Annotated in this window: 11 protein-coding genes; 3 read left to right on the top strand and 8 right to left on the bottom strand. The window is 44.3% G+C overall.

Features of this window, described 5'->3' with window-relative positions:
* Positions 1–4 precede the first annotated feature (4 nt).
* From AB6E52_RS18915 to AB6E52_RS18905, 3 genes are all read right to left on the bottom strand, one after another.
* Entirely contained in the window at positions 5–553 is a 549-nt protein-coding gene (locus tag AB6E52_RS18915) for an ECF-type riboflavin transporter substrate-binding protein (RefSeq protein ID WP_017066579.1), read from the bottom strand.
* A gap of 302 nt (positions 554–855) precedes the next feature.
* Positions 856–1,986: an HlyD family secretion protein gene (locus AB6E52_RS18910; RefSeq protein WP_102321114.1), complete on the bottom strand. Its 1,131-nt coding sequence runs from the start codon at positions 1,984–1,986 to the stop codon at positions 856–858.
* Positions 1,986–2,381, bottom strand: coding sequence for a DUF3302 domain-containing protein (locus AB6E52_RS18905; protein WP_017061875.1), 396 nt, complete (start codon positions 2,379–2,381; stop codon positions 1,986–1,988). Before AB6E52_RS18905 ends, AB6E52_RS18910 begins: the two co-directional genes overlap by 1 nt.
* 249 nt (positions 2,382–2,630) lie before the next feature.
* Between AB6E52_RS18905 and AB6E52_RS18900 the strand changes: the two genes are divergently transcribed.
* Positions 2,631–3,533 carry a DMT family transporter gene (locus AB6E52_RS18900; protein ID WP_017061876.1) on the top strand — a complete coding sequence of 301 codons (903 nt, stop codon included), beginning with the start codon at positions 2,631–2,633 and terminating at the stop codon, positions 3,531–3,533.
* 32 nt (positions 3,534–3,565) lie between these two features.
* On the opposite strand, the gene AB6E52_RS18895 is transcribed toward AB6E52_RS18900, so the two are convergent.
* From AB6E52_RS18895 to deoD, 4 genes are all read right to left on the bottom strand, one after another.
* The gene (locus AB6E52_RS18895) at positions 3,566–5,146 is read right to left on the bottom strand and encodes a GGDEF domain-containing protein (RefSeq protein WP_102321115.1); all 1,581 of its coding nucleotides are present in this window, start codon (positions 5,144–5,146) and stop codon (positions 3,566–3,568) included.
* The gene (locus AB6E52_RS18890; RefSeq protein ID WP_102321116.1) at positions 5,146–6,615 is read right to left on the bottom strand and encodes a hypothetical protein; all 1,470 of its coding nucleotides are present in this window, start codon (positions 6,613–6,615) and stop codon (positions 5,146–5,148) included. Before AB6E52_RS18890 ends, AB6E52_RS18895 begins: the two co-directional genes overlap by 1 nt.
* A gap of 186 nt (positions 6,616–6,801) precedes the next feature.
* A complete protein-coding gene (locus tag AB6E52_RS18885) occupies positions 6,802–8,271 on the bottom strand; it encodes a lactate dehydrogenase (RefSeq protein WP_017061879.1) in 1,470 nt (489 codons plus the stop codon).
* Between the two features lie 82 nt (positions 8,272–8,353).
* Complete coding sequence (gene deoD, locus AB6E52_RS18880; protein ID WP_017061880.1) at positions 8,354–9,064, bottom strand: purine-nucleoside phosphorylase; 711 nt, start codon at positions 9,062–9,064, stop codon at positions 8,354–8,356.
* A gap of 346 nt (positions 9,065–9,410) precedes the next feature.
* Between deoD and AB6E52_RS18875 the strand changes: the two genes are divergently transcribed.
* A complete protein-coding gene (locus AB6E52_RS18875; RefSeq protein ID WP_029235199.1) occupies positions 9,411–10,385 on the top strand; it encodes a L,D-transpeptidase family protein in 975 nt (324 codons plus the stop codon).
* A 157-nt stretch (positions 10,386–10,542) separates the two neighbouring features.
* Here AB6E52_RS18875 and AB6E52_RS18870 read toward each other — a convergent pair whose 3' ends face one another.
* The gene (locus tag AB6E52_RS18870) at positions 10,543–10,809 is read right to left on the bottom strand and encodes an Lpp/OprI family alanine-zipper lipoprotein (RefSeq protein ID WP_017061882.1); all 267 of its coding nucleotides are present in this window, start codon (positions 10,807–10,809) and stop codon (positions 10,543–10,545) included.
* 361 nt (positions 10,810–11,170) lie between these two features.
* On the opposite strand from AB6E52_RS18870, the gene AB6E52_RS18865 reads away from it, so the two are divergent.
* Positions 11,171–12,502, top strand: a complete 1,332-nt coding sequence (locus AB6E52_RS18865; RefSeq protein ID WP_050652532.1) for a DEAD/DEAH box helicase — start codon at positions 11,171–11,173, stop codon at positions 12,500–12,502.
* The last annotated feature ends 86 nt before the right edge of the window (positions 12,503–12,588 follow it).

Genomic DNA, 12,588 nt, shown 5'->3' with positions numbered 1-12,588 from the left:
TCGCTTATGCCTCAGTCAGGTTACGGCTTTGTTTGTTGCGTTTAGCGACTGATTTTAGGATCAGTAAGCCAACAACAGCGATCAGAACGGTGTTACCCGCAGCAATGATAGAGAGTTGAGTGAAGACTTTAGTAAACGGTTCTGCATAAAGGATGGTATCTAGGAATGCAGAGCAGCCGTAACCAACCACATTGCCGGCAAGGGCAAGTACCACAAACAGCGCGAAGTCCTTCATAGGCAACTCACCTTGCTGAAGGCGGTTCTTGGTCAACATCGGGAATAAGCCGATAACCATGCCTACGATACCTGAGCCTAAAACCCAAGTTAACCACACACCCCAGCCTGCGAACAGATCCGTTACCCAGTGACCGATAAAGCCAACTAAGAAGCCAACAATAGGGCCGAACAAAACAGAAAACAGTGCTAGAACTGCCATTGCTGGTTTCAATGTCGTGTTAGCAAACACTGGGACACCAAACATAGGTAAACCACCAATGCCGTACAGTGCCGCGCCAATGGCGATAACGACCACTGTTTTAGCTGAAAAGTTCATAGATAACCTCGAATTCTGAAAAATAAAGCAAAATAAAGAATAAATATTCGCCATTATTAATATGCGTCTCAATGAGAACGTTTTTTGGGCAAATATAAAAAATAAGGCGCGCATTATACAGTAGAACCCTTTCATAAGGGAAGGTAAGTGTCTAGATGTCTAAAATTCCATCTGAACACCTAAATATCGTGTAAAAAGCGTAATTTTACGGTTAATCCAGCAACAAAAAAGCCAGAGCGAGTCTGACTTTTTCATTCGTCTTAACTATGTGTTAAGCGGGTTCGTCACGTACCTTTGACCGTTTAGTGGTCTAGGTATAGATAGTTTTGCCAACTCTTCATGCGAATAAGGACCTTGCGCATGATTGAAACGTGGGTGAAGCTGTCAGAATAAACGGCAACTTCAACCGCGGTACCCATAGGTAATTGGTAGTCAGACAGGTCATCAGTGATGGTCATTTTAGCAAATACGCGTCCATTAGTACGAAGTGCATTGGTACCAATAAGTGTCCCGCGCGCTTGAATTTGACTCTCACCAATAGCTGGGATTATTTCATCAATGCGTCCTTTGAAAATCTTGCCTGGTAGTGCTCTGAATAAAAATTCAGCTTCGAAACCAGGATGCAGTCGTTGCAATGAGTTTTGTCTGAATGCTGCGATGTAGTATTTTTCTTCCGTATGGACAAATGTCATGACAGGAGCAAGAGGTAGCGGTACAGCCATTACGCCTGGACGCAGTGCTAGTTGTGTAACATATCCATCCGTTGGTGCTCTCACGACCGTTTGGTCAAGGTTGAATTGAGCCTTACGTAAGTCTGCAAGTAATCCTGCCACTGCGGTGTTCTCGCCACCAATTTCAGAATTTAGAGCGATCTGAGCTTGTTGTTGACTTGCTTCTGCTACTTTTACTGCTGCTTCCGATGCCTTATAAGCTTGTCTACGAGTATCCAATTGTTGTTCGGTAAACGCACCACTTTCAAAGCCACGCTTATAACGAGAAAATTCGCGTTGCGCTTTGTCTCTTTCTGCAATCGCTTTGATTTTAGCAGCTTCAGCTTCAGCAACTTGAGATTCAAGCCCAAGTGCTCCTTGGCTTGCTTCTTTTACTTTCGCTTCGAGCTTGGCGACTTCTGCTTCAAAAGGGATAGGGTCAATTTTAAAGAGGATGTCTCCTTTCTTTAAAGGAGAATTCGCCTCAACAGGAACCTCAATGACTTTACCTCTAACGCCTGAAACAATTGGAGTCGTTGAGTAAACTTGGTTGCCAAGTTGTGTGAAAGGATGGTTGTAGTTCATTAATAGGATCAATGTTCCTACGATGACCACACCACCGAGCACTGCGGTAGGCACTGTCCATTTGTTTAGTGGGATATTAAATACTTTGAAAATAGTGATACAAAGTGCCGCGTAGGTCATTATCAGTAGTAAATCCATTACTTAGCCTCCTGATCTTGAACGTTGTTTGACTCTTTTTTTGTGCTGCTTTGTTTAGTATTTGCTTGTTTGAGCTGTGCGATCTCTTCTTGAAGGGTGCTAACTTGATCGATTAAAACATCCACTCGGTGATGAATATCGTGCTGCTCTTCTTCGAGTTTTTCGAAGCCCCAGCCTCGGTCTTTCCGCCATAATGTTGCCCAAATCCATAGAAAGGGCCAAATTGTGTGCAAAGTGAATAGGCTAACCCAGCCTGAGACGTGAATTGCGTCTTGGTGAGGATGATTACGTTCTTTGGCTATTTCATAAGGGATATCGTGAATAACGATGATGCCGTAAAAGATGACTAGAGCAACGAAAATGAGTAAGCCGAGTGCAAAGTAGTCTAAAAACATAACAGATCCTTGTAATGTTAGATGTTAGTTATAAATATAGTACGCTATCATCCAAGTAATTGTTATAAAAATGATTTGCTGAGTTATAAATAATGAGTGTTCGCTTCTAATGTGAGCAAAACCATTGACGAATCTTATAAATCTCATCGCGTTTGAAGAGGCTATTTCGGCTTTCTGGTTGGTATTTTAGCTGAAATGATGACAGCTACGATTCTAAATGACGTGCACAACCACAAAGGATAAACACGGATGTATATAGGTGAATTGGCGGCTATTGGTGCTGCGATTGTGTGGGCGTGTGCGACATGGATTTATGGACAGTTTGGTCATCGCTTCTCTGCGATGCAATTGAACATTGTTAAGGGTGTAGTGGCGTCAGGGATGATGTTGCTGGTGATGCCTCTTATTCCGATGCCGGAGTTTGAACTGAGTACCAACCATTTTCTGATATTGGCAATTTCAGGTGTGATTGGCATTGCGATTGGAGATAGCGCCTATTTTGCGGCGTTGAAAAGAATCGGTGCCAATAAGACGCTGTTACTGGAATCTTTAGCCCCGCCTCTTTCTGGTGTGCTGGCATTAATGTTCCTGGGCGCTGTATTGACAGTGCAAAGTTGGCTCGGTGTCGTGATTACAACACTAGCGGTGACCTTCGTTGTCTTCCAGCCATCAAAATCGGCGAGCGGTGAATCGAATAACAAAGCGCAGTGGGGTGGCATTGGTTATGGGCTTGTGGCGAGTGTCTGTCAGGCATCTGGTGTGGTTATTTCTCATTACGCGTTAGTGGCGGGTGATATCCCACCATTGTTAGGTGCTTTGATTCGCCTGACGATTGGCGTGTTTGCTGTGATGCTGATTATCCCTTTCGTTGAAAAGAAGCCGTATTCATCGATAAAAAGAGATTTATGGGAAATGACCAAGCTCGATAAACTGTGGTTATTAGGAGCAATCTTTGTCGGGACGTTTCTCGCTCTATGGCTTCAACAAGTGGCGTTGAAGAATGCTAACCCTGCGATTGCACAAACGTTGATAGCGACCAGCCCGGTCTTTATTTTGGTGATTTATGCGCTGAAAGGGGAGAAGGTGTCAAAGCAAAGTATCATAGGCACACTTGCCGCCCTTGCTGGTATTTCTCTGTTCTTTTATCAATAAGCAGTTGGCCTAAGCTACAGAGCTATATGCCACTACTCTATACACACTTGATTCCGGCCGTTGGCTTTAGCTCGGTATAGCGCTTTATCCGCACGGTAGAAGGTGCGTTGAGTATTCTCTCCGTCACGATGCAAAGTGATACCAATACTCACGGTCAAACCACGCTCCCCAAGTATTTCATGCCATCCAAATTGGAAGATGCGCTCTCGATAATTTTCAGAGTGCATTTCTGCCTTCGGAAGATCAGTGTTCTCTAGAATGACGAGGAACTCTTCTCCACCAAATCTGACACATGACGCGCCTCTAAACTTAAAGTATGAACGTAGCTCTTGAGACACACTAACAATCGCTTTATCGCCCACTAAGTGACTCAGTTCATCATTGATAGACTTGAAGTGGTCAATATCAATAACCATCAGCGCGAAAGAGGTATCGTGCAGCAGCATGTCTTTCAGTTTCACATCTAACCAGCGGCGGTTGTGTAACCCTGTCAATGGATCGGTGAATACGTCTTGTTGAAGCTGAGCAACCGCATTCTTGTGTTGTTCCGTTGTCTCTTTGAGCTCTTTGTTCTCTTGTTCAGAGAGAATGAGTTTGAGTTGTAATTCAAAACGGGACAGGCGGCGTAGTTGGCTTGCACCGAGTTCACTGATCGGGATCTGCTTCATCAGATCGGTTTCAATTCGGTAGCCTTTTTTCTCATAGCTTAGCGCTTCTTGAAAACGCCCTTGATTCATACACACATCACTCAGCGAATCGTAGAATCGTTTTGCAAGTACTGGCGACGAGTAGGCTTTCACGCGTTTGTCTGTGCTCGACAAAATCATGCTCGCGTAGTCTTGCTTGCCGGTTGCACTTAGGCAATGTGCGAGCTCTAGACGAGTCATGGTTGCAAGCCAGCTTGCTTGAGTGCTGTTGGCTGGGTATTGAATCTTAGACAGACAGCGTAGCGCTTCATGGTGTTTTTTCTTAGCGCGCAGCACCTTTGCTTGGTAAAGCAGTATTTGAGCTGTGAGCAACTTGTCACTGACCAAAATACTCAGTTCTTCGCACTCATTCAGTAAATCGCTGGCTGCTGTAATGCGATTGAGTAGAAGTAGGCTTGCTACCATATGCAGCTTGAATTTGAGGCGAAGTGAGCGACTGCTTATCGCATGGTCTATGCTGCTGATTTTTTGGTAGTAACGAAGTGCTCTGTTGTGATCGCCATAGGAATCACACAGGTTGCCCATGCCTAAAATAGCTAATACATACTCATCGATATGACCGTGTTCAACCGCGATAGTCGATGAACTGACGAATTCATTGAGTGCTGAGGTGTAATCACCAGTTTCAACTAAGCGGTCACTTAAACTGGTTTTGACTGTCAGAATATCTTCGATATCGGCAGGAAGGTGGAGCAGATCGAGTGCTCGTCTCAACTCTTCGATGCTGGTTTGATTTTGTTGTAACTCAGCACGGTACTCAGAGCTAATGATATAGCAGTGTGCTTGCTCTGTTTGCGTCGTCGAAACGTGCTGACGAATGTGGTTCCAGAAGATGATCGCTTCTTCACCTGATACTGATGAAGGGTCTAAACCGGCGTCTGTGATCTTGCTTAATAGAGTTTCCATTATTCTATTACCTCAGCATCGTCTTCTTCGAGTTGTTCAAGCGTGAACGGGAACGTCAAAATATCATTGAGGCTGACGCTTGGTTTCGAACCTTTTAATCCTTTTCTATGCCATGGATAGATATCGAGCATGGTGCTGAGAGTTTGGAAGGTTTTCTCTGCGGCTTCGCCTTTTTCGGAAAGCATAAGGGCCACACGTTCAGAACTTAGCCTTGCGATGAAGTCATTCTGGTTACATAAAGCATGAGCAATCTCGGTACAGACATCTAAGTAATCAGTATCGACATGATGGAACATAATGATGCTGTGGTTTGAACGTTTAAGCTCTGTCTTGAACAGCACCAATTTTTCCCACCAAAAGGTTTCAGAGACAACATAAGAGAGGTGCTTCTCAGGGTCGTACTCGTGTTGACCGCGAATACGGTTAATCAGTTTTCGTGCTCTCTGTTCAAGCTGGCGTTTTGAACTGCGTGCTTTGTCCAAACCGACACGTGTCGTTTGCTCTTTGAGCATGCCGATAGAATATTGACGGTACTTTTTAAAGGCGACGAGCGCGGCTTGGAAGTCTTGGTTTTCTTCCGCCACCAAGGATTGTTGGTAACAGATTTGGCTCAGCAACTCGCCATTATCGAACTCGTTTGCGGATTGTTCTGCGAGCCTCAGTAATTCCGCCGCTTGTTCTGGTCTTTTTCTCAGGAGCTCCAATCTAGCTCGGCTGATGTATGAGTGCGCCTTCATCCAAACTAGGTTGTGTTCAACTGCCAGATTGTGCGCTTTGGCCGTGGCGCGCTCCGCGTCATCTAAGCGTTCAAGACCAAGTAGGGCAAGGCCTCGAAAGTCCCATACCTCTGCATGCCAAGTGTTATCTTTATGGTCTTTTAATGCTTCTTCTGCACCGTCCAATACCGACAGCATTTCAACATAGTTGTTGAGCAGGTAGTAATCCCACGCAAGCAGTATTCTGGCTTTACCCTCTAACCAACCAATGCGGCTGTTGTTAGCAACTTTAACGGCAAGCTGGTGGGTAGAACGTGCAAGTTTATATTCGTGGGTCATCCGCCAAATATTGCCAAGGCCAATGAGGCATTCAATTTGAATTTCGACTTCATCAACCAACGCGGACTGCTCTAAAGCATTGATCCAGAACTGTTGGGCGGAATAGTACTTGGCTTGTCCCCAGAACTGGAGCGCGTGTAAATGGAGGATTTCAGGGAGAAAAAGGTCGGTATCTAATCGGCTTTGGCGCTTGTAGGCTTCCTTGATGTATTTTAAACCTTTTTGGTAATCCATCAGGTTCCAGCTACATCTTGCCATTAACATTAATGACTGGATGGCACCCTCTTCAAACAGAACTTGCTCTGATCGGACTAGGCACTGTTGGGCAATCTCTAGGATCACCGATGGCTCAGAGTCGACACGAGTTTTGAGTTTTTCTAATTCTGTTTCAAGAAGGTACTGATTTTTGTCCAAGACTTACATCCATGATTATCGAACATATTGATAACACAATCATTATAAGAGTGTAATTTGAGATAAGCACCAATTATCTTTCGTAGAGCGTCAAAGGAACATCGATCTTTTCTAATTATGGGTGTTACCTCATGTTGTCGCTTTAAAATCAATGAGTTCCCGAATAATTACCTAGAGGCTTTGTTGCTATGAAAGTAGTTGCTTTAGAGTTAATGGCAGCTCCCCTACGCCTAAGCGTTGTGCTGCCGTGAGCCCTTGCTTATCTTGGTAGCACAGATTGTGCCAAGCTCTAAATATGTCGAGCAATGGAAGAATGCCCCCAGGACGAAGCTTACGTCTGGGCTCATTAATAAAGCTATCAAATAACAACTGAAAGCGCTGTTGATAGAACTTAGTTTGTTGAATTGAGGCTGTGTTAAACCACTGTTTTGGTTCTGGATTGTTACCGGTTAGGTAGCAGATACCTTTCTGGTTATCACCCTGATTGGCAATAGCCCAGCGATCTCGCCACCAACTCATGTGAACGATGTCGATCTTTTCAAAACTTTGGTCGTCTTGCCAGCCTGAATCTTCTTCGACATACATGAGGTCAATATTTTGACTCTGAATGCGCGGCAAACATACACTTAAAGCGGCAGATCTTAGTAATGGATCTTGTGGCATATAGATGGCGACATGCTTGTCTTCGTTACACATATCCAACACATGTAAGAAGTGAGCATAAGAGGTATAAGGCGGTCGAATGAGAGCGCCTTTTGAAGGGTAACTAAATGTGGTGAGGTTACCCATAGGGTCCTCAACGTTACCTCTCGCAAGAATCACTTGGTACTGCTGTTCAATGCGCTCTTTTAGTTTGTCAGAGGGCTGAGGCAGTTCGAGATTTGCTTCTGAAGAGTGCTCTTTGGATACAAATCGTGCCACATCATCATAAGGGTTATGGTCGACGTTTCCTGATGGTTCTTCATTTTGAGAGTAGTTAACGTGTTGGCAAAGTATATAGCCAGAATGCGCCTCGCCCGTCGCTATCCACACCACACCGTTGTTACTTTGTGGTTGCAGACGCTGGTAGTGAGATGCGAACTCGTAATCTTTCGCATGGTTAACCCATCGTGCATCGATCATCGCTAATTTACGACGACAACGGCTCGCGATATGGTCAACATGATCATAGAAAGTCTTTGGGTTGATCTCTAATTTTCGGCAGATTTCACGTACGGAATAGCCCATGAACAGTAAGCCCATGAGGTTCTCTTGAAATTGGAGTTTTTTATTGGATCCAGACCATTTATCAACGAAGGTTGTTTGGCAGTCTTTGCATCGATAACGCTGCCTGTCGCCACTGTAGCCGAAGGCATGATAAAGATGTTTATGGGTATGAACCGATAAGCCGAAGTTATCGCAATCATCATTACGACAAGCAGGGAGCCCGTCGCTGTGAAGTTGTCTTAGGCGATGAAGTTCGCTTAACACTTCACGATTGTTAAGTAAGGGGGGGAAAGCTCCACATTCACGACAAACCATCGCTGGACGCTTAGGGTTCGCGTGTTGCAAAACATACCGTTTTGCATCGCTCAAGCCAAAGTTGTCACACGCCAATGTTTTACAAAAGTTGAGTTGCAAACCATCCGCATCTTTTGGCAGCTTGTCGTTAGACACGATCTCCCCCTCGGGATTATTTGAGCAGCCAAGCGAGCCTGGCTGCGGGGTAACGCTTTTCAATGTATCTTTTATCAAATCGTTAGATGTTGATTGCTGTCTCTAGAGCAACTTTCATCATGTCGTTGAAAGACTTTTGACGCTCTTCAGAACTTAGTTTTTCACCACGGATGATGTGGTCAGATACTGTTAGGATAGTTAGTGCTTTAGCACCAAGGTCTGCAGCAACGCCGTAGATACCAGCCGCTTCCATATCAACACCTAGGATGCCTAGCTTTTCCATTTTTTCGAAAAGGTCAGCTTCTGGAGTGTAGAAAAGGTCTGCAGAGAATACGTTACCAACTTTAACTGGAACTTCTTGTGCACGAGCTTGGTTTACTGCTTCTTCTAGAAGACCGAAATCAGCGATAGCAGCGAAGTCGTGGTTGTTGAAACGAATGCGGTTTACTTTTGAGTCAGTAGATGCACCCATGCCGATAACAACGTCCATTAGTTTAACGTCGTCACGTACCGCGCCACAGCTACCTACACGAATAACGTTTTTCACGCCGAACTCAGCGATTAGCTCGTGTACGTAGATGCAGCATGATGGGATACCCATACCGTGGCCCATTACAGAAACTTTCTTACCTTTGTAAGTGCCTGTGTAGCCAAACATGTTGCGAACGTCACAAACTTGCTTCACGTCATCAAGGAATGTTTCTGCAATGTATTTTGCGCGAAGCGGGTCGCCCGGCATAAGTACTGTTTCTGCGAAATCACCAGCTTGAGCATTAATATGAGGTGTAGCCATGGTCGTTCTCCAAAGTTTAAACGGTAATTATAGGAACAGGATTTAATCAATTACCGATTCTGTTGAATTGAATTCGTTTTGTTGAGGCAATATTAGCGAGTTAGAACGTGGCTCCATGAGACTTTAGTCACAAAATAGGTCTGCCATTATAGTTTTATTAATATTGATAACCAAATATGTTGAAAGCGTAAAGGCAATCGATTTTGTATGGGTAAATTGCAAGTGAATGAGAAGAAAAGGCTTACATATAAACTTGTTGCCTATTAGTTTCGAGACAACAATACGTTGTAGAGACGTTTGATCAGAGATAATCTAAACTTTGATAAAAGACAAACCAAGGATTTGTATGTCGTATTGCGTTAACTCGACGCCTTTGCAGTCAATGAAAACACGACTCCACAGGGCGGCGTCGCTTGTTGTAAGAACTACTTTGCTTGCCAGCGGGATAGCTTCATCGTGGGTGTCTGCTGCAACCTTTGAATTGCCACCGACAGAAAGCCGCATTGTGGGCAGAATCCAGCAGCATGAAGTGGCGGCGGGCGAAACCTTGGCCATCATTGCCAAGCAATACGATATTGGTTTTCTCTCTTTAATGGCAGCCAACAAAGGGGTGGATCCTTTTCTTCCCGCGGAAGGCTATGTGTTAAGCATTCCTAGCCGCTTGATTTTGCCTGACACCCCAAGAAAGGGGATTGTCATCAATCTTGCTGAGCTAAGGTTGTATTACTTTGAGCCTGAGAAAAATCAGGTGCATGTTTTCCCTGTCGGCATCGGTCGAGTGGGGCGTGATACTCCCGAGATGATCACCAAGATAAGCCAAAAAAGACCGAATCCAACATGGACGCCACCAAATTCAATCCGCAACGAGTATCTTGAAAAGGGCATTGAATTACCGAGAGTGGTTCCTGCCGGGCCGGAAAATCCATTGGGAGAGTACGCTTTGAGGCTTGCTTATGGCGCTGGCGACTATTTGATCCATGGTACAAACAAAGATTTCGGGATAGGTTTACGAGTTAGCTCTGGTTGTATCCGAATGGAACCTAAAGACATTGAGTGGCTGTTTGAGCAAGTGAACCGTGGTGAACAGGTCACCATTATCAATGAGCCGATTAAGGTGTCATTAGAGCCTGATAGAAGTGTGTTTGTAGAAGCGCACGAGCCATTAACTCGAAGTGATGGTTCAAAGAAATCATTACAGATCCCTGTGGAACTAAAATGGTGGCTTGAAGACGCAGAACTGCCAAATTCAAAGGCGAAAGCGGTTATCTTTGCTCAAAACGGCGTACCTGTAGAGATAGCACCACCTGTGATTGAGTTTTAATTCGATTGCCTCTTCTGCAACAAGGGGCGGTTTTATCTTGTTTACTCGCATTAGTGTCACCCAAAAAAAGCACCACATCCGATAAGAAGTGGTGCTGTCTATATACTGCTTTTTGCGACTTATTTAATCTACAGCTTAATCGCGATTAGATCTCAAACTACTTAGTGTAAGACTCAGCGATGTTGTCGATGCGTTCGTTAGCACGATCCGCTTCTTCTTTCGCTGCCATAGCGGCTGCTTCTGCTTCTTGAGCCTTCATTTCTGCGGCTGCTTTGTCACTCTTAAGTGCTTCAACTTCGCTTGTAAGTTGCGCCACTTGGTTAGTTAGTTGATCCATTTCTGACACTGCAGCTTCTTCTGGTTCTGAAGAACAACCGGCTAAAATGAAAACTGATGCTGCAGCTGCGATTAACGTCTTATTCATAAGAACTCCTTGCTTATTTATCATCAAAAGATGCGCTATACATTCTTTATCATATAGTCGCTTCATTAATGATTGTAGCGACTAATTTTTTAACTGCAAAAACAATAACTAAAGAAATTGCTAAATTTTTGAGTTAATTAGCTAAGTATCACGTTGTGTCTCATTTATGAGATGAAGGATTTAGAGACGACTTGAAGGTGTTTTTGGAGAGCTATCCCTTTGCTAGCAATGCATACGTTGTTCTAGCTAAAGATAGATAAAGGGATAAATTTACTGTGATCTCTATCCTTATAAAGTACTTTCGCGGTATCATGTCACGTTAAATTAATTTTATTCAATACCATCATGACTGGAGAGTCCTTTGCACTTTAAAGATTTAGGCTTAGATAACCGCTTACTGAAGAACTTAAAACATTACGACTTCAAGAAGGCGACAGAGATCCAATCAAAAGCGATCCCTGTTGCTATTGCTGGTAAGGATCTATTGGCTTCATCAAAAACGGGATCAGGTAAAACATTGGCGTTTGTGTTGCCGATGATACATAAAGCATTAAAAACAAAAGCGTTTTCTGCTAAAGATCCTCGTGGTGTAATTTTGGCTCCTACTCGTGAGCTAGCAAAACAAGTTTACGGCGAGCTGCGTAGCATGCTTGGCGGTCTGTCTTACGAAGCCACACTTATCTTGGGTGGTGAAAACTTTAACGACCAGGTTAAAGCCCTGCGTAAGTACCCTCGTTTTATTGTTGCGACTCCAGGTCGTCTGGCCGATCACCTTGAGCACCGCTCACTGTTTTTAGATGGTGTTGAAACGCTAATTCTTGATGAAGCTGACCGTATGCTGGATTTAGGTTTCGCACCTGAATTGCGTCGCATTGCGAATGCAGCTAAGCACCGTCGTCGTCAAACGTTGATGTTCTCTGCGACGCTTGATCACGCTGAAGTGAATGGCATTGCAAATGAAATGCTAGACGCACCCAAGCGTATCTCTGTTGGTGTTTCTAACGAGCAGCACCTTGATATCACTCAGAAGTTCTACCTGTGTGACCACCTCGATCATAAAGAAGCGATTTTGGATCGTGTGATTGAAGAAGCTGAATACCGTCAGGTGATGATCTTCACTGCAACACGCGCTGATACTGACCGTTTAACAGATAAGTTGAACGAGAAGAAGCTTAAAGCGGTAGCACTGAGTGGTAACCTAAACCAAACGCAACGTAATGCTATTATGAGCCAGTTCGAGCGTGCGGTTTACAAGATCTTGGTAACTACCGATGTTGCTTCACGTGGTATTGATATTCCAAACGTGAGCCACGTTATCAACTTTGATATGCCTAAGCATACGGAAGAGTACGTGCACCGTGTAGGTCGTACTGGCCGTGCGGGTAACAAAGGCGATGCGATTTCTTTGGTTGGTCCAAAAGACTGGGACAGCTTCAAGCGTGTTGAACTTTACCTTCAACAAGATTTGACCTTCTCTGTACTTGAAGGCCTAAAAGGTAAATTCAAAGGCATTAAGCCACGTAAACCTGCGTTTGCTAAAGGCGGTCCTGCTAAGAAGAAGACCAACACTCAAGCGAAGAAAACGCCGAAGAAACCAGTTAAGCGCGATAAGAGCTTCCACCAAAATGTGGCCGTGGGTGATACCGTGTTTATCCCTAAGAAGAAAGTCGCACCAAAAGTGGACGACGAGTAATCACCAGCCAGTTTTAAAGCGTTTGCTAGGTCGTGTTGATCTTTCGTGAGTGTTTTTTGAACAGCATGGTAAAGAGTTATAATTTG

Source organism: Vibrio sp. 10N.247.311.13 (genome assembly GCF_041467595.1).
In the GTDB taxonomy this organism is placed as follows: domain Bacteria; phylum Pseudomonadota; class Gammaproteobacteria; order Enterobacterales; family Vibrionaceae; genus Vibrio; species Vibrio crassostreae_C.
Note: the sequence above shows the minus strand (reverse complement) of the source record. Positions and strands in the feature narration are given on the sequence as shown.

What these genes read in the sequence shown, in the direction of transcription:
- AB6E52_RS18915 (WP_017066579.1), bottom strand. Translation starts at nt 553, where the DNA reads ATGAACTTTTCAGCTAAAACAGTGGTCGTTATCGCCATTGGCGCGGCA.
- AB6E52_RS18910 (WP_102321114.1), bottom strand. Translation starts at nt 1,986, where the DNA reads ATGGATTTACTACTGATAATGACCTACGCGGCACTTTGTATCACTATT.
- AB6E52_RS18905 (WP_017061875.1), bottom strand. Translation starts at nt 2,381, where the DNA reads ATGTTTTTAGACTACTTTGCACTCGGCTTACTCATTTTCGTTGCTCTA.
- AB6E52_RS18900 (WP_017061876.1), top strand. Translation starts at nt 2,631, where the DNA reads ATGTATATAGGTGAATTGGCGGCTATTGGTGCTGCGATTGTGTGGGCG.
- AB6E52_RS18895 (WP_102321115.1), bottom strand. Translation starts at nt 5,146, where the DNA reads ATGGAAACTCTATTAAGCAAGATCACAGACGCCGGTTTAGACCCTTCA.
- deoD (WP_017061880.1), bottom strand. Translation starts at nt 9,064, where the DNA reads ATGGCTACACCTCATATTAATGCTCAAGCTGGTGATTTCGCAGAAACA.
- AB6E52_RS18875 (WP_029235199.1), top strand. Translation starts at nt 9,411, where the DNA reads ATGTCGTATTGCGTTAACTCGACGCCTTTGCAGTCAATGAAAACACGA.
- AB6E52_RS18870 (WP_017061882.1), bottom strand. Translation starts at nt 10,809, where the DNA reads ATGAATAAGACGTTAATCGCAGCTGCAGCATCAGTTTTCATTTTAGCC.